Origin of the sequence: Streptomyces laurentii (assembly GCF_040635425.1) — a bacterium.
GTDB lineage: Bacteria > Actinomycetota > Actinomycetes > Streptomycetales > Streptomycetaceae > Streptomyces > Streptomyces laurentii.
Genome location: NZ_JBEYHT010000005.1, coordinates 150042 through 169298 on the forward strand (window position 1 = coordinate 150042; position 19257 = coordinate 169298).

Annotated in this window: 14 protein-coding genes, 2 pseudogenes and 1 riboswitch; of the genes and pseudogenes, 6 read left to right on the forward strand and 10 right to left on the reverse strand. The window is 74.0% G+C overall.

The genetic code is table 11. The features are described from left to right. Positions 1–68: 68 nt before the first annotated feature. Together ABZ693_RS05265 and ABZ693_RS05270 are read left to right on the forward strand one after the other, a co-directional pair. Positions 69–965 (forward strand): hypothetical protein, encoded by an 897-nt coding sequence (locus tag ABZ693_RS05265; protein WP_359873549.1) that lies wholly within the window; start codon positions 69–71, stop codon positions 963–965. Between the two features lie 166 nt (positions 966–1131). Further along, on the forward strand, positions 1132–2499 hold the full coding sequence (locus ABZ693_RS05270) for a tannase/feruloyl esterase family alpha/beta hydrolase (protein WP_359873607.1): 1368 nt from the start codon (positions 1132–1134) through the stop codon (positions 2497–2499). On the opposite strand, the pseudogene ABZ693_RS05275 reads toward ABZ693_RS05270, so the two are convergent. The 4 genes and pseudogenes from ABZ693_RS05275 to ABZ693_RS05290 all read right to left on the reverse strand — a co-directional run. Continuing rightward, positions 2477–2980 (reverse strand): annotated as a pseudogene (locus tag ABZ693_RS05275) (IS701 family transposase); the annotation flags it as partial. The gene ABZ693_RS05270 and the pseudogene ABZ693_RS05275 overlap by 23 nt on opposite strands. A gap of 42 nt (positions 2981–3022) precedes the next feature. Beyond that, positions 3023–4246, reverse strand: a complete 1224-nt coding sequence (locus ABZ693_RS05280) for a threonine synthase (RefSeq protein WP_359873551.1) — start codon at positions 4244–4246, stop codon at positions 3023–3025. Between the two features lie 109 nt (positions 4247–4355). Beyond that, the gene (locus ABZ693_RS05285; protein WP_359873609.1) at positions 4356–4898 is read right to left on the reverse strand and encodes an MOSC domain-containing protein; all 543 of its coding nucleotides are present in this window, start codon (positions 4896–4898) and stop codon (positions 4356–4358) included. An 85-nt stretch (positions 4899–4983) separates the two neighbouring features. Continuing rightward, positions 4984–6084: an acyl-CoA desaturase gene (locus tag ABZ693_RS05290; protein ID WP_359873553.1), complete on the reverse strand. Its 1101-nt coding sequence runs from the start codon at positions 6082–6084 to the stop codon at positions 4984–4986. Positions 6085–6385: 301 nt separating this feature from the next. Between ABZ693_RS05290 and ABZ693_RS05295 the strand changes: the two genes are divergently transcribed. Both ABZ693_RS05295 and ABZ693_RS05300 read left to right on the forward strand, forming a co-directional pair. Beyond that, positions 6386–9385, forward strand: coding sequence for an SCO1167/SCO6262 family helicase (locus tag ABZ693_RS05295; RefSeq protein ID WP_359873555.1), 3000 nt, complete (start codon positions 6386–6388; stop codon positions 9383–9385). Continuing rightward, positions 9382–10800, forward strand: coding sequence for an SWF or SNF family helicase (locus tag ABZ693_RS05300; RefSeq protein WP_359873557.1), 1419 nt, complete (start codon positions 9382–9384; stop codon positions 10798–10800). The genes ABZ693_RS05295 and ABZ693_RS05300 overlap by 4 nt, the downstream gene beginning before the upstream one ends. 46 nt (positions 10801–10846) lie before the next feature. Here ABZ693_RS05300 and ABZ693_RS05305 read toward each other — a convergent pair whose 3' ends face one another. Further along, positions 10847–11695: a class I SAM-dependent methyltransferase gene (locus ABZ693_RS05305; protein ID WP_359873559.1), complete on the reverse strand. Its 849-nt coding sequence runs from the start codon at positions 11693–11695 to the stop codon at positions 10847–10849. Between the two features lie 189 nt (positions 11696–11884). On the opposite strand from ABZ693_RS05305, the pseudogene ABZ693_RS05310 reads away from it, so the two are divergent. After that, a pseudogene (locus ABZ693_RS05310) lies at positions 11885–12463 on the forward strand (TetR/AcrR family transcriptional regulator); the annotation flags it as partial. Between the two features lie 138 nt (positions 12464–12601). Here ABZ693_RS05310 and ABZ693_RS05315 read toward each other — a convergent pair. Both ABZ693_RS05315 and ABZ693_RS05320 read right to left on the reverse strand, forming a co-directional pair. Next, positions 12602–13381, reverse strand: a complete 780-nt coding sequence (locus ABZ693_RS05315) for a hypothetical protein (protein WP_359873560.1) — start codon at positions 13379–13381, stop codon at positions 12602–12604. 367 nt (positions 13382–13748) lie between these two features. Next, the gene (locus ABZ693_RS05320; RefSeq protein ID WP_359873562.1) at positions 13749–14606 is read right to left on the reverse strand and encodes a bifunctional 5,10-methylenetetrahydrofolate dehydrogenase/5,10-methenyltetrahydrofolate cyclohydrolase; all 858 of its coding nucleotides are present in this window, start codon (positions 14604–14606) and stop codon (positions 13749–13751) included. 29 nt (positions 14607–14635) lie between these two features. Further along, positions 14636–14749: riboswitch (ZMP/ZTP riboswitch) on the reverse strand. Between the two features lie 156 nt (positions 14750–14905). Between ABZ693_RS05320 and ABZ693_RS05325 the strand changes: the two genes are divergently transcribed. Next, a complete protein-coding gene (locus tag ABZ693_RS05325) occupies positions 14906–16297 on the forward strand; it encodes a GAF domain-containing protein (RefSeq protein WP_435842346.1) in 1392 nt (463 codons plus the stop codon). Between the two features lie 213 nt (positions 16298–16510). Here ABZ693_RS05325 and ABZ693_RS05330 read toward each other — a convergent pair whose 3' ends face one another. The 3 genes from ABZ693_RS05330 to ABZ693_RS05340 all read right to left on the reverse strand — a co-directional run bounded on the left by ABZ693_RS05330 (position 16511) and on the right by ABZ693_RS05340 (position 19218). Then, on the reverse strand, positions 16511–17725 hold the full coding sequence (locus ABZ693_RS05330) for an MFS transporter (RefSeq protein ID WP_359873564.1): 1215 nt from the start codon (positions 17723–17725) through the stop codon (positions 16511–16513). Beyond that, the gene (locus tag ABZ693_RS05335) at positions 17722–17922 is read right to left on the reverse strand and encodes an MbtH family protein (RefSeq protein WP_359873566.1); all 201 of its coding nucleotides are present in this window, start codon (positions 17920–17922) and stop codon (positions 17722–17724) included. The genes ABZ693_RS05330 and ABZ693_RS05335 overlap by 4 nt, the downstream gene beginning before the upstream one ends. Positions 17923–18039: 117 nt before the next feature. Next, on the reverse strand, positions 18040–19218 hold the full coding sequence (locus ABZ693_RS05340; protein ID WP_359873568.1) for a cytochrome P450: 1179 nt from the start codon (positions 19216–19218) through the stop codon (positions 18040–18042). Positions 19219–19257: the final 39 nt, after the last annotated feature.

Sequence of the window (19257 nt, forward strand, 5' to 3'; positions counted from 1 at the left end):
GCGACACCTCTCGACGGGCGGGTTACCCACTGGTTAAGGTGCGCCGACGACCAGAGGGGGAGGCCGACATGGGTGAACCGGAATCCGTCACGAACGGCGTCACCGCCGGATCCGGCGCAGCCGCCGACAACGCCGCCGACGACGCCGACGACGCCGACTCGCTGTTCGTCCTGACGGCGGCCCTGCTCACACCGGCGCGGTTCCCCACCGTGCTCGGCGACGACTATCCGGAGTCCTGCGCGGCGCTCGGCATCGGGCCGCGGACGGACGGGTACGGGCTGGTCTTCGGTCAGGACGGGACGGGCGCCCGGTGGACCGTGGTGATCGACGACGTGTCCCTGGTCGCCGTCGCCATCGCCTCCTGGGACTGCGGCATGGAGTACGACCTCTCGCCCGACGAACGGTCCGTGATCCGCGTGCTGCCGGGCTGGCCGCTCGCCGTCGCCACCTCCGCCCCCGGACTTCCCGCACCGCACGATCCGGCTCCCGAAGAGGACTCCCCGCCACCACTCACCCCACCGGACGGCACCGCGTGGGGACCGGCCCAACGGCGCCTGGGTGCCGACCTGGTGGCATTGCAGTGGGCCGAGTGGCGCGCCCGGATGGGCGGGGACGGCGAAGGCGCCGAGAACGAGGCGGGGCCCGAGGGCCCATCCGGGGCCGAGGGTGCCGGGACGGGCGACGGCTCCCCCGGCCCGTACCGTACCGTCCGCCAGGTGCTCGAAGAACTGGCCGGGTACGTCGAGAAGCCGCCGCCCGTCGGGCGGGTCCGGTCCGCCTTCGGCGGCGGCGAGGCACACGTGCTGCGGGCCGACGGCCCCGGCTGGTCGCTGGTGGCGCGTACGGACGACATGGCCTTCGTCCTCCTCGACGACGCGCCGCACGAAGTCCTGCCGGTGACCCGCGGCCCACGGCTCCCCGCCTTGCTCACGGCGCTGGACGCGCTGGCGGTACGACCCGGCTGAGCGTGTCCCACACGATGCGGGCTCTCGACGTGTGGTGCGGCCCCATGGCCGGTGACCGGGGCGCCCCGCAGGATGTGGCGGCGCCCCTCGGCGCACTCCGGCACGCCCGGCGTGCGCCCCGCGCGTCGTCCCGTACCCGTCGTCCCCCCGGAGGCCCACCATGCGCCTGCGCCCGTCCCGAGGCGTCCCCCTGCTCGCCGCTCTGCTGACAGGGCTCACCGTCCTCGGCCCCGTCTCCCCCGCCGGGGCGCAGGAAGCCGGTCACTGCGCCCGGCAGAACCGCCTCCACGTACCCGGGGCCCAGCGCCAGGAGGCGGCCTGTCTGCCGGATCTGACGACGACGGGGCTCACCGGCACCCCGTACACGGACATGACCGACCAGGCCGGGCTCTCGGCGAAGGGCACCGTCAACCCGTCGGGGGTCCCCGGGGTCCAGATCGACGGCTACTTCCCCGACGACTCCCGGCTGAACGCCACCCACGGCTGGGCCCACGACGCCCAGTTCGTGATCCGGCTGCCCGACCACTGGAACGGCGGGCTCGTCGTCACCGGCGCCCCCGGCACCCGGCGCCAGTACTCCACCGACACGATCATCTCCGACGAGGTCCTCGCGCAGGGCTTCGCCTACGCCGCCACCGACAAGGGCAACAGCGGCCCCGACTTCTTCACCGACGGGCGCGAGCCGGGCGACGCGGTCGCCGAATGGAACCGCCGGGTGACCGAGCTGACGAAGGCCGCCAAGCAGGCCGTACGGCAGCGGTACGGCAGCGGCCCGCGGCGCACGTACATGACGGGCATCTCCAACGCCGGGTATCTGACCCGCTGGCAGCTGGAGAACCGGCCAGAGCTGTACGACGGCGGGGTCGACTGGGAGGGCGTTCTGTGGACCACCCGCGGCCCCAACCTGCTCACCAGCCTGCCGGTCACGGTGGCCCGTCAGTTCGGCGAGGCCACCGACGACGACCTGATCCGGGCCGGCTTCGCGCCCGGCTCGCGCTTCCTGTGGCCATACCACGAGCAGGCTTACTGGGGGCTGACTCAGAAGATCTTCCGCGCCGAGTTCGACCCCGCGTACGACCCCGCCTGCCCGGGGACGACGGCCGGTTCGACGGTGGAGCAGATCTTCGCTCCGTGCGCCTCGGACGCCGCGTACGACTACACGGCGCGGCCCGCGTCGGTAGGGAAGGCGGTGGCAAAGGTGGCGCTGACCGGGCGGATCGGCAAGCCGCTGATCACATTGCACGGCGATCTGGACACCCTGCTGCCGATCGCCACCGACTCGGACGTGTACGCGCGGATGATCGATGACCGCGGCCGGGGCGCCCTGCACCGCTACTACACCGTGCAGGACGGGACGCATGCCGACGGCCTCTACGACACGTACCCGGACCGGCTGCGGCCGATCCTGCCCTGCTACCGCTCGGCGTTCACGGTGCTGCGGCAGTGGGTGGAGGCGGATGTCGCCCCGCCCGCGGACCGGGTGATCGAGCGGCCCGCGAGCGGTGACGTGGTCAACTCCTGTGCGGTGCGCTGATGGCTTTGTTCACGACTTCCGGTTCTGGCTCAACTTCTGTGGGGGAGGTCCAGGCCGGAGGATCCGTTTCTGCTTTCCCGGTGTCGAGCTCCCGGGCCCGCACGACGGTCAGGCAGGCGTGGGCGGCCATGGCCAGGGTCATGTGGCGGTGCCAGCCGGGCCAACGCCGGACCTGGTAGTCGTCCAGACCGCATTCCTGTTTCGCGGTCTGGAAGCACTCCTCGACCGCCCACCGGCTGCCGGCGACATGAATGAGCCGGTCGAGTGTGGTGTCTGCGGGGCAGTAGGCAATGTAGTAGGAGATCTCCTCGGGCCTGCGGACACTGCGGCGTGCGATCACCCAGTGCCGGCGGTCCTCCTGGTGCCAGGGCCGGACCTCGACCCTGGCCCGGTCGAACACGCGGGGCCCGTGCGAGCCGTTGCCGCAGGACCGGCGCTTCCACTTCTGCCTGGGCAGGTCGTGGAACAGGTCGTGAATGGGGAGCTGCCGGGATATGACCGCCCGGCGGCTCGCCCCGTCCCGTCAGTCGTCGAGCCCGGCCGCCCGCAGCCGGGCCCGTACGGCCTCCCATTCGGGCGGCACCGGCTCGCTGCGGTCCTCGCCCACGCCCCGGCCCTTGAACCCGCTGGACGTGGAGACGCAGACCACCGGCCCGTCGAACTCCCCGACGGCGCAGGACCGCAGTCCGGCCAGGCCGGCCGCCGCCGACAGCTCGGCCCACATCCCGGCGCGGGCCAACTCGGCCTGCGCGGCGCGCAGGCACTCGTCCGTGAGCAGCATCGAGCGGCCGCCACTGTCCCGTACCGCGAGGACCCCGCGATACCCGCTCACCGCGCAGGCGATGCCGTCCGCGCCGGTGGCGCCGACCTCCACCCGCGTCGCGGGCAGACCCCGGTCCAAAGCTGCGGCGAGCGGTCCGCCGGCCGCCGGTTCGCAGGCGATCAGCGGGGGCACCCGGTCCGTCACCCCGAGGCGGCGCAGCTCGGCGAACCCCTTCCCGATGCCGAACAGCAGCTCCCCGTAGCCGGTGGGGACGAAGACGGCCGCGGGGACGCCCAGTTCGGCGTGGATCTCGTACGCGACGGTCTTGTAGCCCTCGGCCCCAAAGGCATGGCCGGTGTGGGTGCGCGTCATGTTGCTGACCGGGTGGAGCCCGAATCGCTCCGCGATCCGCCGGGTGAGCGGCCAGCGGGCCGCCTTCGGCACGGGCAGGACGACGGCGGCGTACGCGCGCAGGAAGGCGTCCATCGCCGGCGGCACCCCGGGGTCGGCGAGGACGACGCAGCGCAGTCCGGCGCGGGCCGCGAACGCGGCGGCGGAGGCACCGTGGTTGCCGGAGGAGGCGACGACGACGCCGGGTGCCCCCGCGCCCAGGGCGGCGCTGACCGTGCAGCGGTTCAGCCGGTCCTTGTGGCTCCAGGTGGGGTTGCGGGACTCGTCCTTGACGTAGACGCCGGGTTCGAGTTCCACCAGCGGGGTGCCGCCCTCGCCGAGGCCGGGTGCCAGGAGCGGCGGGAGAAGCGGGGCCCATCGCTCGTGACCGGTGTGCGGGAGCCGCTGGTCGAAGAAGCCGGCGGGGACGCGATCGTACGCGTAGTCGACCTCGGCCGGGTACGCGACGTCCTCGGTGCTGGTCTTCGGGCAGCCGCTGGTCAGCGGAGGCCATAAGGGGTAGCGGACGGCGCTGTCGCCCAGCGAGCGCTGGGCGACAGCGAGTGAGTCGGTGGTGCCGGATGTCGTGGTCATCGCCCGATCGTAGGGCGGAGCGCCGTGCCGCGGGGGTGGTGGCGGAGCGTGACCCGGGTGCGGCCGACGTCGCGGCTCACGGTCCGGCGGGAGCGGTCCTGCCGGGTGGTCAGACCCGTCCCAGACGGCGGTGCGGGCCGGCCGGGAGCTCGACGCGGATCGTGTCGCCCGGCCGTATCTCCCCGCCGGTCAGCACGACCGACATGATGCCCGCCTTGCGGACGATCCGACCGTCCTCGTCGCGGCCCAGGACCTGCTTGAGCAGTCCGTGCCGGAAGACGTCGATCTGGGCGCAGGGGTTGCGCAGTCCGGTGACCTCCACGACGGCCTCGGGGCCGAGGTGCAGCCGGGTGCCGACCGGCAGGCCGAGCAGGTCGATGCCCCGGGTGGTGACGTTCTCGCCGAGGTCGCCGGGACGGACCTCGAAGCCGGCGCCCGCCACCTCCTCGAAGAGTTCGGTGTGGATGAGGTGGACCTGGCGCAGGTTGGGCACGGTGGGGTCCTTGGCGACCCGGGAACGGTGCTTGACGGTGACGCCGGCGTGGACGTCGCCCTCGACGCCGAGCCCGGCGAGGAGCGTGATGCTCTCCTGGTTGGGCTTGGTGAACGAGTAGACGCCGTTGCTGCTGACCGCGACGACGACGCCCGTCATCGCTTCCGTGTCCGCACCTGTGTCCGTGTCCGTGCTCATCGTGTGGGGGCCCTTCTCCCGATTCTCCCGATTGGACGTCCCGACCCTATGCGACCCCCTCGGCGCGCAGCGGTGCGCCCACCTCGTGCAGATGCCCGAGGACCTGCCGGTACGAGTCGGCGAAGCCGGTCTCGGTGTACGGGAGCCCGAGCGCCCGGCAGTGGGCGAGCACGGCGGGCCGGGCGAGGCGCAGATGGGGCCGCGGCATGCTCGGGAAGAGGTGGTGCTCGATCTGGTAGTTGAGCCCGCCGAGGAACCAGTCGGTGACGGCGCCGCCGCGGATGTTACGGGAGGTGAGGACCTGGCGGCGCAGGTGGCCCCAGGAATCGCCGTCCGGGTGGTTGTCGGGACGCTCCATGCCCTTGTGGTTGGGGGCGAAGGCGAGGCCCAGGTGGAGGCCGAACAGCATCTGGTGCAGGAGCGCGAAGACGAGGGCCTGGAGCGGGGTCAGCAGGGTCAGGAGCAGGGCCGCGTAGCCGGCGACGTGGGCGAGGAGCAGGGCTCCCTCGACGAGGCGGTCGCGGCGGGTGCGGCAGGGTCCGGTGCGGGAGAGCAGGGACTGGATCCCGTACACCTTGAGGGCGATGCCCTCCAAGGTGGTCAGCGGGAAGAAGAGCCAGGCCTGGTGGCGGGTGAGGAAGCCGCGCAGTCCGGTGCGGCCGGCGGCCTGGTGGTCGGCGAAGACCAGGATGTCGGCGGCGACGTCGGGGTCCTTGTCGAGGTGGTTGGGGTGGGCGTGGTGGCGGTTGTGCTTGTCGTTCCACCATTCGCGGCTCATGCCGAGGAGCAGGTTGGCGTGGACGAGCTGGACGAACCGGCTGACGCGGCGGTTTCCGGTGATCTGGGCGTGGCCCGCGTCGTGGCCGACGAAGGCGGCGCGGGCGGAGAGCAGCGCGAGGGGGAGGGCGAGCGGCAGCGTCCACCAGGAGGGGCCGATGAGGGTGAATGCGGTGATCACGGCGGCGATGCCGAGGAGGGTGACCGCGATGTCCCGGGCGTACCAGCCGGGGCGGTGGACGAGGAGTCCCTGTTCCTTGACGGTACGCAGGAGGGGCGCGAACTCGCTGCCGGCGCGGGGGCGGCGGGCGCGGTCCGGGGCGGGTGACGCGGCGGGCGGCGCGAGGGGCGCGGCGGTGGCCTGGGGCATAGGGATCTCCGGGGACGGTGAAGGTGCGCGCTGCGGCTTCGGGACGGGCCGTCACAGGGTTCGCGTCGGCTGTCCGAAAACGTACGGATCGGGGGGTGTCCCGGGCCATGACGGCACCACCCGGACCGGGTCGGGGGCCGTCCCGGGGACGCGGGGTGGGGTCTGCCCCACCCCGAGAACCACCCGGAGGGGCACCCTTACGGGGCGCCCGTGACGCACGTCACGGGTCAAGGTCGGCGCGAGGAGCAGAAGTTGAGGTACCCTCGGCCGCCCGACCCGCTAGTCAAACTTGAGGAATGTGTTGTCGCAGTCGCCTTCGCAGCCGCCCCCGTCCTCGCCCCGCCCCGCGCCCACCCCGCCGCCCGCGCCCTCACCCACTCCCGCGCCCGCCTCCGGGCTCGCCCGCTGTCACGCTCTCTTCCTGCCCGCCGACCCGTACCGGGCGGGCCGGTTCGCCTTCTGGTCCGCCGACACGGCGGTCCCGGACGGCGACGGGACCCGGGCCACGCTGACCGTCGTCGGCGACAACGTCCGGCCGCGCCCCGTCGACGCCGTCCATCTCCCCGTACGGGCCGCGCTGCCCGTCCTCGCCCGGGCGCGCTTCGCACCGGACGCCTCGCCGTCGGCCGCGTTCTGGGGAGCGGCCACCCTGTTCGCGCTGGATCTGGTCGCCCGGGGCCTCGTCCTGCCGGGGCTCACCGCCGGCGACCACGACGCCTGGCGGGCCGGCCCGCTCGCCGCGGAGGACGTGGCGGCGCTGCGCGATCTGGCCGCGGCCATGCCCCCGTCGGCGCACGCCGTACCGCTGCCCGAACCGGGCGAGGACGGCGACCTGCTGCTGCCCGAACCGGAAGGGCTGCTGCGGGCGTTCACCGACGCGGTCGCCGACACCCTCCCCCGTACTCCCGCCGCCGCACTCGCCGCCGGAAGTTCCGCCTTCGCCGCCTCCGACGACGGCGGGCGGTATCAGCGCCGCCCCGGGCTGCGCGCCTGGGCCGCCGATGTGGCCGCCGGACACGACGCGGGCGTTCGGCTGTCGCTGCGCGTCGAACTGGTGGGCACGGGGCCCGAGTTCACCACCGACAAGGTGCTCGGGGACGAGCCGGCCGCAGGCTCCGGAGACGGGGACGGGACTCCGTCCTTCCGTATCGTGCTGCAGATGCACTCCGTCGCCGACCCGACGCTCGTGGCCGACGCCGGGGACGTGTGGTCGGGCACTACACCCGCGGCCGCCGCCTTCGGGGCGCGTGCCCGGCTGGACGCGCTGCTCGCGCTGCGCCGGGCGGCGCGCGCCTGGCCGCCGCTCGCACCGCTGCTGACCGCGGCCGTACCGGACGCGATGGAGCCGGCCGACGAGGAGATCGCCGAACTCCTCGGCCCGGCCGCCCGAGCGCTCGCGGCCGCCGGGGTCCGCGTCCACTGGCCGCGCGACCTCGCGCAGCGGCTCACGACCCGCGCCGTGATCGGCCCGCCGGACGAGGACACCAGCGGGAAGACGGGGGCGGGCACGGGTTTCCAGGGCCGGGGCGACGGCATGCCGTCGCTGCTCTCCGCCGACACCCTGCTCGCCTTCGACTGGCGGTTCTCGCTCGGCGGCACGGAACTCTCCCGCGCCGAACTGGACCGGCTCGCCGAGACCGGCCGCCCGCTCGTCCGGCTGCGCGACCAGTGGGTGCTCGTCGACCCCGACGAGCTGCGGCGCGCCCGCGCCCGGCACGACGACAAGCTCACCCCGGTCGACGCGCTGGGCGCCGTCCTCACCGGCAGCGTCGAGGTCGACGGCCGGCGGATCGAGGTCCAGGCCTCCGGCTGGATGGAACGGCTCCGGGCCCGCCTCGCCGACCCCGAACGCGACGAGCGGGAGATCACCCAGCCGGCCGCGCTCACCGCGACGCTGCGCGACTACCAGCTGCGCGGGCTCGCCTGGTTGCACCGGATGACGTCGCTCGGGCTCGGCTGCTGTCTCGCCGACGACATGGGCCTCGGCAAGACGATCACCCTGATCGCGCTGCATCTGCACCGGCAGACCGACCCCGAGTCGGCCGGGCCGACGCTGGTGGTCTGCCCGGCCTCGCTGATGGGCAACTGGCAGCGCGAGATCGAGAAGTTCGCGCCGGGCACGCCGGTGCGGCGCTTCCACGGCACGTCGCGCTCCCTGGAGGGGCTCGCCGACGGCGAGTTCGTCCTGACGACGTACGGCACGATGCGGCTCGACGCGGCCCGGCTCGCCAAGTGCCGCTGGGGTCTGGTCGTCGCGGACGAGGCCCAGCACGTCAAGAACCCGTACGCGGCGACGGCTCGCGCGCTGCGCACGCTCGGCGGCGCGGCTCGGGTGGCGCTGTCGGGCACGCCGGTCGAGAACGACCTCTCCGAGCTGTGGGCGATCCTCGACTGGACGACCCCGGGCCTGCTCGGCGGCCTCGGCGCGTTCCGTACGCGGTACGCCGATCCCGTCGAGAGCGGCAACGATCCGGCCGCGGCGGCCCGACTCGCCGCGCTGGTACGGCCGTTCCTGCTGCGGCGGCGCAAGTCGGACCCGGGCATCGCGCCCGAACTGCCGCCGAAGACGGAGACCGACCGCACCGTGCCCCTCACGAAGGAGCAGGCGGGGCTGTACGAGGCGGTGGTGCGCGAGACGCTCGCGGCGATCGCCGAGGCCGACGGGATGGAGCGGCGCGGCCTGGTGGTCAAGCTGCTGACGGGCCTCAAGCAGATCTGCAACCACCCCGCGCAGTACCTGAAGGAGGAACGGCCGGAGATCGTCGGCCGCTCGGGCAAGCTGGAGCTGTTCGACGAGCTGCTGGACACCATCCTCACCGAGGACGGGAGCGTGCTGGTCTTCACCCAATACGTGGCGATGGGACGTCTGCTGGAGACGCATCTGGCGGCACGCGGCGTGGCCACCGAGTTCCTGCACGGGGGGACGCCGATCCCGCGGCGGGAGGCCATGGTCGCCCGGTTCCAGAGCGGCGAAGTACCGGTCTTCCTCCTGTCGTTGAAGGCGGCGGGCACCGGACTGAACCTCACCCGGGCGGGCCATGTCGTGCACTACGACCGCTGGTGGAACCCTGCCGTCGAGGAGCAGGCCACCGACCGCGCGTACCGGATCGGGCAGACCCGTCCGGTGCAGGTGCACCGGCTGATCGCCGAGGGCACGGTCGAGGACCGGATCGCGGAACTCCTGGAGCGCAAACGCGCGTTGGCCGACTCGGTGCTCGGCGGCGGGGAGGCGGCGCTGACGGAGCTGACGGACGCGGAGCTGGCCGAGCTGGTGCGGCTGCGCGGGGAGGACGGACGATGAACGCGTACGGGGACACGTACGAAGGTCCCGGCGGCGAGGCCGACGAGGACGCGTACGAGAACGGCGAGGGGCGGGGCCGCGGGATCGGCGGCCGCAACGACAGGGGTGACAGGGCCGACAAGGCCGACAGCGAGCGGATCTTCGCCGCCCTGCCGCCCGTACACGGCGCGGGTTTCGCCCGCACCTGGTGGGGCCGGGCCTGGCTGCGGGCCCTGGAGGACACGGCGCTCGACGGACAGCAGCTGAAGGCCGGCCGGCGGTACGCCCGGGCCGGGGTGGTGGGCGCGGTGTCGGTGCGACCAGGACGGATCACGGCGGTGGTGCGGGACCGGGACGGCACGGCGCACCGCGGTGACGTGCTGGTCCAGGAACTCTCCGGAGAGGCGTGGGACCGGCTGGTCGACCTCGCGGTGGACAGCGCCGGGCACATCGCGGCGCTGCTCGATCGCGAACTGCCACCGCACCTGGTCGAGGACGCGGCGGCGGCCGGGCTCGAACTACTGCCGGGCATCGGCGACTTGGAGCCCCAGTGCACCTGTGAAGCCTGGGATCACTGCCCGCACACAGCGGCGCTCTGCTACCAGGTGGCGCGGCTGCTCGACGAGGACCCGTTCGTCCTGCTGCTGTTGCGCGGGCGCGGGGAGCGGGCGCTGATCGCTGCGCTGCAGGAGCGGAGCACGGCGCGGGCGGCGGAGGCGGCCGGCGGGGAGACCGCGGGGGTACGGCCGGACGGGGCCGGTGCGGCCGAGGCGCCGGAATCCGGGGCGGCTCGGGGTACGGCCGGGGTCTCGGCCGCGGAGGCGTTCGCGGCGCGGGACATCCTGCCACCGCTGCCCGCTCCCCCGGTTCCGGCCGCCGCGCCCGGCGAGCCGCCGTCTCTCGACACGGAGTCCGATCCGGGTCCGGACGTCGACCCGGCGGCTCTGGAGTTCCTGGTGACGGACGCGGCGGCGCGGGCGCACCGGTTGCTGTCCGGGGCCTCGTCGGCGTTCACCGAGCCGGAACTGACGGTTGGTCAGGACGCGGTACGGCTGGCCGCCGGCGCCCCGGCCACCTGGATCACGGCGCGGCTCGCCGACGGCTCGGGCCGCACCCGCGAGGAGCTCGAACTGGCCGTACACGCCTGGGGGTTCGGCGGTGCGGCCGCTCTCGCGGTCCTGGAGGGGCGGTGGGCGCCGGACACCGAGGCGCTGCGCCGCGCCGAGGTCCGGCTGGCGGCGGCCTGGGACGCGGACGACCGTCCCGTCCTGCGCGGGTCGGACCCGGCCCGGTGGACGGTCGTGGGCGGGGACGGACAGCTCCGCCTCGGCGAGGACGGCCGCTGGTGGCCGTACCGCGAGGAGGACGGCCGCTGGATTCCGGCCGGGCCGGCCGCGCACGATCCGGCGGCGGCCCTGGCGACGGCGCTGCGGTAGCCGTCCCGCCGCCGGGGCGACCGCCCCGGCGGCGGCCACGCCGTGTTCAGGCGGCGGTCGCCGTGACCAGCCAGGACGTGCTGCGCAGCCGCACCGTGCCGTCGTCCGCCGCCTCGTGGTCCCGCAGGTGGTCGACGAGCACGCGCCGGGCCCGGGCCTGCTCGGCCGGCGCGACCTGGCCCATGAGGTGCCGGCCGGGTCCGGACGACAGCAGGAAGTCCGCAGCGTCCTCGGTGCCTTGGCCCCAGTTCCCGTCCGCCGTCACCCGCTCGACGGCGACATCGGTGTATCCGGCCGCGCCGAGGACGGCACGGACGTGGTCGGGTGCCGCCAGGGAGAACATCCCGGGCCGTCCCGGGCGGTCGAAGTCGCCGAGCGGGAGGATGCCGCGCAGTGCAGCCAGGGCCACCACCCAGCCGTTGAGCGCCGGTTCGGTCGGACAGACGAAGGCGAGCCGGCCGCCGGGGCGCAGGGCGCGGCCGATGTTGCCGAAGGCCGCCGCGGGGTCGGCGAAGAACATCACCCCGTAGCGGCTGATGGCCGCGTCGAATCCGCCGGGCTCGAACGGATGTGCCTGCGCGTCGCCTTGGGTGAAGGAGACGTTGGCGATGCCTTCGCGTACGGCACGGGCGCGGGCCTCGGCCAGCATGGGGCCGGATAGGTCGAGGCCCTGGGCGAGCCCCTGTGGAGCGCGACGGGCGGCGAGGAGGGTGGTCTGGCCGGAACCGCAGCCGATGTCGAGGGTGCGGTGCGCGGCGGTGACGCCGGCGGCGTCGAGCAGCGGCTCGTCGAATCCGCCGTTCACGGCGTTCCACCGGTCCTGGTGGCGGGCCCAGTGAGCACCCTCGGGGCCGTTCCATGCCTGCGCCTGGGCGCTGTTGACGATCTCGGACATGAGTGTCTCCTGACGGACGACAACAGAGAATGGGCGAACGCCCAAACAGTATGGGCATGCGCCCATACCTGCAATCCCCTTACGATCGGGGGGAGTCGCGTCCCAGGTGAGGCGCCCGGCAGAGCTGAGAGGCCGGTCGCGCGCGCCCGGAGCACGCGACCGCCCGGAACGGCAGAAGGAGAGGCGGCCATGGCACCGCGCGGAGTGGCGACCCCGGACGTACGCGAGCGACTGTTCGCGGCGGCCGAACGCATCGTGGAACGGAACGGCCCTGGTGCGCTCACCAGCCGCTCCGTCACCACCGAGGCGGGCTGCGCCAAGGGGCTCCTGCACGCGCACTTCGCGGGCCTCGACGCGTTCATCGCCGAACTCTGCCTGGACCGGTTCGCGCGGACGGCGGCACGGGCGCGGGCGCTGACCGGGCGCGTCGGGGAGGGCACGGTGGCGGGGAACCTGGACACGGTCGCCCTCGCGCTGTTCGAGTCCGGCGGCGCGGCCGTGACGGGGCTCGCGCTGACCCGCCCCGCCGTCACGCCCCTGATCCGCGCGGCGCTGGCGGACGGGGCACCCGCCTTCGACGCGGTTCAGGACGCGATCGTCCGCTATCTGGAGGCCGAGCGGGAGCGCGGCCGGATCGCGGCCGGCGTCGATCCGGCCACCGTCGCCCTCGCCGTCGTCGGCACCGCCCACCATCTCCTCATGACGGCGTGGCCGGACGCGCCGGATCCCCGGCCCGCCCTGCGCCGTCTGGTGGCCGCGCTGGTCGGACCCCCGCCGGGGGCCATGCCGGGGTCTCCGCCGGAATCCGTGCCGGAGCCCACGGCGGAGCACGCGGCCGGTGTCACGCGGGGCGGGGTGGCCGAGCCGGACGCCCCGGCCGCGTCGCCTGCCTGACCGGACGCCCCGTCAGCGCAGCGGCGCGGTGATCTTGCGCCCCGAGCCGGACGGGACGGCGAGGCTGCAGACGATCCGGTCGGCGCCGAGCAAGTAGCTGGTGCGGTACGGGTACTGGACGAAGGTGGCCCAGCGAGTGCCGACGGGCTGTTCGGCGGCCTCGGCACGCAACGGTGCCCGGCACAGGCCGGCCGCCGCCTCCCGTACCGCCGCGTCGTCGGCGTACCGGCCCCGGAGGGGCATCCGGGCCACGGCCTGGGCGTCGTGCGGCGTGTCGCAGGCACGGCGCACGACGGTGCCGGGCGCGGCGCGGTCGATGTCGAAGCAGTCGCCGACCCGCAGCACGTCGTACGGCGCGGGGCGGGCCTGACCCTTCGGGCGCGCCGGCCGGGTCGCGGAGGCGGCCGTCCACCGGGCGCCGGGGGGCTTCGCCGGCGCGGTGGGGGCGGCCTTGCTCGCGGGCGCTTGGGGCGTGCCTCCGGGGCCCGGCCCGGTGCGCGGCGTGCGGGGCGACGGGCTCTCCCCCCGCGCCGCGGAACGCCGAGCGGACGGGCCGGCCGAGGTGCTTCCCGGGCGAGGCGCGGCAGTCTGGTCGAGCGCGCCGCGCCCTCCGTCCGTGCCGTGCCCGCCGGGCGTGTCGCGCCCGTCGTCCGGGCTCGGGGTGCCGTACGGATCGCGTGTCGCGGACGGTACGGGCGGCGCGGTGCGGCGCGTGTCGTCGGCCGTGCCCCCGCGCGCGGTGAGGGTCACGAACAGCACCAGGACGGCGGCCAGCGCGGTGGCGACCGGCAAAGCGACGACACCCGGGCGTCCTGAGGGCCGGGCATGTCGGGACGGGGTGTCCGTCGGCGGGTGGAGCATGGGATTCAGGTTCGCCCGCCGACGCCCGCATGGCGAGCGATCCCGGCCTCCTGGGGCCCGCCTGTACGCAACCGTGACCAAGTCGCGGCCCGTACGAGACCCAAGATCCACAGGGGATCCGCGATCCGTCCGGGGCCCGTGGCCCGCAGGGAACTCACGCGCCCCGCACGGCGGTCCTGGATCGGGCCGGCCCTGGGCTTGGACCGGCCGGCCCCGAACGTGGTGCGACCGGCCCTGGGCTTGGGTCGGCCGTCCCAAGACCGACCGCGTACCCTGCGGGCGCCGCACGGCCGGCCGTCTACCGCGCCGCGAGCTGACGCTCGGCCGCGTCGACGGTCTGCGCGAGCAGGACGGCGATGGTCATCGGGCCGACGCCGCCGGGCACGGGGGTGATGAGGGAGGCACGTTCGGCGGCGCTGTCGAAGTCGACGTCGCCGACGTTGCCGGGGTTGTAGCCGGCGTCGATGACGACGGCGCCCGGCTTGATGTCCTCGCCCTTGATGAACTGCGGCTTGCCCACCGCGGCCACCAGGATGTCCGCCTCGCGGACGGCGGCGGACAGGTCGACGGTGCGCGAGTGGCAGTAGGTGACGGTGGCGTCGCGGCCGAGGAGCAGCAGGCCGGCCGGCTTGCCGAGGATGGCGCTGCGGCCGACGACCACGGCCCGCTTGCCGCTGAGCTCGACGTCGTAGGCGTCGAGCAGGCGCATGATGCCGCCGGGAGTGCAGGACACGAAGCCGGGCAGGCCGAAGCCCATGGCGGCGAAGGAGGCCATGGTGACGCCGTCGACGTCCTTCTCCGGGGCGATGGCCTCGAAGGCGGCGCGCTCGTCGATGTGCGGGCCGACCGGGTGCTGGAGCAGGATGCCGTGCACGTCGGGGTCCGCGGAGAGCGCGGTGATCGCGGCGACGAGTTCCTCGGTGGTGGTCTCGGCCGGCAGTTCGACGTGCTTCGACCGGATGCCGGCCTTCGCACAGCGGTTCTGCTTCATCTTCACGTACGTGACGGAGGCCGGGTCGGCACCGACGAGGACGGTGGCCAGGCAGGGCGTGACGCCGGTACGGCGGGTGATCTCTGCGGCACGCGCTGCGGTCTCCTCGACCGTGCGGCGGGCGAGCGCGGTGCCGTCCATGAGGCGTGCGGTGCTGGTGGACATGGGCCACTCCTGGGCGTCGTCGCGAAACGGTGGTCGGCCCAGGCGCACGGCAACGGGGCGGTGGCGGCACGGGGTGCGTGCGCGCGTTCGCCGGGCCGCTCCCCGGTGGTGATCCACCTCAAGCGCCAGTCACGGCCCGGACCCCACTCTACGTGACGGGCTCGCGGCCCTCGCCCGCCCGGGCGGCCCCGGAGCCGGCGCGGGGCGCGCAGGACGACCCGTCCGGGCGCTTGTCGACGGGCCGTGGGCGCCCGCACGATGACCTCGACGCGACGGACGACCCCACCGGGGAGGACGAGTTGAGCGACGCGTGGACAGGGGTGCGGCGGGCGCACGAGACGTTCACGAGCACGGGCGGCGCCGGTGACGGTTCCGGCGCCGGCCCCCGTGGCGGTGGGGGCTCTTCGGCGGGCGGCGCCCTGGGAGCGCCGCCGGGCTCGCCCCCCGTACGGCCGCTGGTCGCCGACTCCTGGCGGCGTTCGGCGCGGGCCCGGGTCAGCCCGGACGGCGCCGCCCGGATCGAGCTGGACGAGGAGGAACTGGCCGGGCTCCGGGCAGGGCACCCGCTGGCGGCGGCGATGCCGGTGATCCGCGAGCTGATGGGCGCGTACGCCCGGGACGGCGAGCATCTGATCGCGGTGTGCGACGCGACGGGCCGGATGCTGTGGGTCGAGGGTCATCCGGGGACGCTGCGCAAGGCGCGCGGCATGAACTTCGTGGCCGGGGCGCGCTGGTCGGAGGCGGTGGCCGGGACGAACGCCCCGGGGACGGCGCTCGCCGTCGACCGGCCCGTACAGGTGTGCGCCGCGGAGCACTTCCGACGGCCGGTGCAGGCGTGGACGTGCGCGGCGGCACCGGTCCACGATCCGTACAGCGGACGGGTGTTGGGGGCGGTGGACATCACCGGCGGGGACGGTCTCGCGCATCCGCACAGCCTGGCGTTCGTGCAGGCGGTGGCGCGCGCCGCCGAATCACAGCTCGCCCTGGTCTCCCCCGCGCCGGCCGCCGACCGGCTCCGGCTCACCGCGCTCGGCCGTGACGAGGCCCTGCTCGAAGTGCCGGGGCGGCGGCTGCGGTTGAGCCGTCGGCACAGCGAGATCCTGGTGGTGCTCGCGCGGCGCCCGGAGGGTGTGGCGGGCGAAGAACTCCTCACGCTGCTGTACGAGGACGAGTCGGTCACCCCGGTCACGCTGCGGGCTGAGTTGTCCCGGCTCCGGGCCCTGCTCGGACCGGAGTTGCTGGCCTCCCGGCCGTACCGGCTGGCACAGCCGGTCGACGCGGACTTCGACGCGGTGGACCGGCGGCTGGCCGCCGGAGCCGTCTCGGCGGCGCTCGGCGGATACCCGGGTCCGCTGCTGCCGTCCTCCCGCGCGCCGGGGGTCGTGCGCCTGCGGGAACGGCTCACCGGCCGGCTGCGCGCGGCCGTGGTGGACCGGGCCGATCCGGCGCTGCTCGCGGACTGGGCGTACAGCGCGTGGGGCGAGGACGACATCACGGTGTGGCGGGCGCTGGCCTCGACCGTACCGGCCACCGAGGCCCCGGCCGCACGCGCCCGGCTGGCGGCGCTCGACGCCGAACTCACCGCCGACACACTCGGGCTGCGACGGGTCCGCAACGTGGTCTCGCGCGCACTCGGCACCGACCGCCGGCCAGGGGCGGACGGCGCGGTCCGAGGGGGGCCACGGTCATGACCCGTTACGCCGCGCCCGGTACCGAGGGTTCGCTGATGTCGTTCGCGACCCGGTACGACCACTGGATCGGCGGCGAGTACGTCGCTCCGGCGGGTGGACGGTACTTCGAGAACCCGAGCCCGGCCGGAACCAGCCCCCGGGCCACACAGCAGTCCGCGGACGGCGGCGGACGGACTCGTGCGGGCCCGGTGTCGTGGTGGGTGGTCGTCGCTGTCAGGAGCGGTCGGGTGACAGGCCGAGTTTGAGTAGCGGGAGCGCGCACAGGCTCGCTCCCACGGCCACGGCGGTGAGTACCGTGCCGACTGCCAGGTGCTCGAACAGCAGGCCGGCCGTGCCGTAGGCGAGGGGGCTCGCGAGGAAGACGACGCCGCCGAACACGGGAACGACGTGGGGTCGCAGGTGTTCTGGTGGCCGCAGCATCATCATCGTGACGGCGGGTGCGGTGACCGCGGGCAGGAACATGCAGCTTGTGGCGACGGTCAGGGCGAGCGTGGTGACCGGTTGGTCCCAGGGCAGCAGCCACAGCACGACCGCGGCGCCCGCTCCGCCCGCCGCGGCCAGTCGCCGGGGGGAGATCCGGCGGGCCAGCCAGGCGACCAGGATGGTGCCCAGGGCGGTGCCGCCGCCCCAGGCCGCCAGGAGCCAGCCGGCGACGTGGGGATCGGAGTCGTAGCGGTTCTTGGCCAGGACGGGCAGTGCGAGCATGACGACCGGCATCAGGGCGCCGTAGCCGAGGGTGGCCAGGGCCATGACGCGCAGCACCGGGTCGCGGACCAGGTAGCGGGCTCCCTCCGTCATGTTGTGGGCGGCCGGTGGGTGTGGGGCCGGAGCGGTGCGGGGCAGGCCGGTCAGCAGGGCGGCGGAGACGACGAAGGACACGGCGTCCGCCCACAGGACGTTGAGCGCGCCGAATCGGGCGATCAGGAGGCCGGCGACCGCCGGTCCGATGAGGCGGGCGGTGGAGGTCGCCGTCTCGAACAGGGCGTTGCCCGCGGTGACGAGGCTTTCGTCGGAGCCGATGGTGTCGGTGAGGAGCATGCGTTGTGCGGGCAGGTAGCTGGATGCGACGCAGCCGAGCAGGGCCACGATGATCAGCAGTGCCCACAACGGCAGCATGTCCATGGAGTACAGCGCCGGTACCGTCGCGATCAGGGCCGCGCTGCACAGGTCGCCGATGATCGTGACGCGGCGGGCGCCGAAGCGGGCGACGACCAGTCCGGCGGGCATGCTCAGCAGTGGCACCGGCAGGATCTGGACGAGGAATACCAGTCCCATGCGTGCCGGTGAGCCACTGGTCATCAATACGAACCAGGGGAGGGCGAGGGTGGTCATCTGGGAGCCGATGGAGGAGATGAACTCCGCGCCGAGCACCCTGTGGAACGGCAGGCTCCGCAGGGGGGAGGGGCCCTGTTGTGCGGTGGTGGTCACCGGGCGGTCCGCACGGTGGCGGGGCGCATGTCGCTCCAGCGGGATTCGACGTAGTGGTGGCATGCCTGTCGGCTGTCCGGGCCGAACACCGGGGACCATCCGGCGGGCACACGGATGCCGCTCGGCCACACGCTGTGCTGTTCCAGGCTGTTGATGAGGACCCGGTAGCCGCTGGGGTCGTCGAACGGGTGCGTCATCGTTCCTCTCCCTGCCTTGGTGCCGCTTGGCTTGCGCGGGTGTGTGAAGCCGTGGGGCTCCGTTGACCGTCGCGGCGCGGTGGGGGATCTCGCCGTGTCCGCGTGGCGATCACCGGGTCACCAGGTCACCGGGAGTGCGTGCACGCCGTAGACGGTCATGTCGGAGCGCATCGGGATCTGATGCTCGCTCGCGGCGAGTCGCAGGTGGGGGAAGCGGTGCAGCAGGGCGGTGTAGCCGATCTTCAGTTCCAGGCGGGCGAGTTGCTGGCCGAGGCACTGGTGGATGCCGTGGCTGAAGGTGAGGTGGTTGTGGGTGCCCCGGGTGATGTCGAGGTGGTCGGGGTCGGGGTACTGCTCGGGGTCGCGGTTGGCTCTGGGCAGGTGGATGAGAACGGTGTCGCCCTTGTGCAGGGTGATGCCGTCGATCTCGATGTCTTCGGTGGGGCTGCGCTGCACACCGACGTGGACGATGGTGAGGAAGCGCAGCAGTTCTTCGACCGTTTTCTCCATCAGTGTCTGGTCCGCGCGCAGGAGGGCCAGCTGCTCGGGGTTGTTCAGCAGGGCGTACGTGCCCAGGGAGAGCATGTTGGCCGTGGTCTCGTGGCCGGCGACCAGGAGGAGAAGGGAGGCTCCGACGGCCTCCTCGAAGGAGATGTCGTCCGCGGTGACCAGGACGCTGAGTACGTCGTCTTGTGGTGCGGCCTGCTTGTGCAGGAGGAGTTCGCTGGTGAGGCCGATGAGGTCGTCGAGTGATGCCTGGGCCTGCCGCGGGTCGACGTCGAGGCGCAGCAGGTCCTCCGAGTCGCCGATAAAACGTTCCCGGTCGGCTACGGGGACGCCGAGCAGTTCGCAGATGACCTGTGAGGACACCGGTACGGCGTAGTCGCTGACGAGGTCGGCGGTCGGTCCTTTGCGCAGCATCTCGTCGGCGTAGTGGGCGGTGATCTCCTCGATCCGCTCGGCGAGCAGGCGCATGCGGCGCACGGTGAACTGGCCGGCCAGGCAGCGGCGGAAGCGGGTGTGGTCCGGCGGGTCCATGTGTTCGAACAGGCCCGGGATCTCGGATTCCAGGTCGGAGGGGCGGTCCGAGGGGAAGGCCAGGTGCTTGTGGCCGGGGGCCGAGCTGAAGCGTTTGTCGGACAGGATCCAGCGGGCCTGGCGGTAGCCGGTGACGATCCAGCCGTCGTGTCCGTCGGGGAAGGTCATGCGGCCGATGGGGCCTTGTTCGCGTAGCGCCGCAGGTGGGTCGAAGGGGTGTTCGCGTTGGGTCGGCAGTCCGTTGGTGATGGCGTTCATCGTCTGGTCGGGCTTCCTTGAGTCGTGGCCGATGGCCGG

Excerpts from the sequence above, each read along its gene's own strand:
- ABZ693_RS05320 (WP_359873562.1), bottom strand. The coding sequence starts at position 14,606 with ATGTCCACCAGCACCGCACGCCTCATGGACGGCACCGCGCTCGCCCGC.
- ABZ693_RS05335 (WP_359873566.1), bottom strand. The coding sequence starts at position 17,922 with ATGACGCACCCGTTCGACGACCCCAGCGGCTACCGGGTCCTCATCAAC.
- ABZ693_RS05280 (WP_359873551.1), bottom strand. The coding sequence starts at position 4,246 with ATGACCACGACATCCGGCACCACCGACTCACTCGCTGTCGCCCAGCGC.
- ABZ693_RS05265 (WP_359873549.1), top strand. The coding sequence starts at position 69 with ATGGGTGAACCGGAATCCGTCACGAACGGCGTCACCGCCGGATCCGGC.
- ABZ693_RS05340 (WP_359873568.1), bottom strand. The coding sequence starts at position 19,218 with ATGAACGCCATCACCAACGGACTGCCGACCCAACGCGAACACCCCTTC.
- ABZ693_RS05290 (WP_359873553.1), bottom strand. The coding sequence starts at position 6,084 with ATGCCCCAGGCCACCGCCGCGCCCCTCGCGCCGCCCGCCGCGTCACCC.
- ABZ693_RS05305 (WP_359873559.1), bottom strand. The coding sequence starts at position 11,695 with ATGTCCGAGATCGTCAACAGCGCCCAGGCGCAGGCATGGAACGGCCCC.
- ABZ693_RS05300 (WP_359873557.1), top strand. The coding sequence starts at position 9,382 with ATGAACGCGTACGGGGACACGTACGAAGGTCCCGGCGGCGAGGCCGAC.
- ABZ693_RS05285 (WP_359873609.1), bottom strand. The coding sequence starts at position 4,898 with ATGACGGGCGTCGTCGTCGCGGTCAGCAGCAACGGCGTCTACTCGTTC.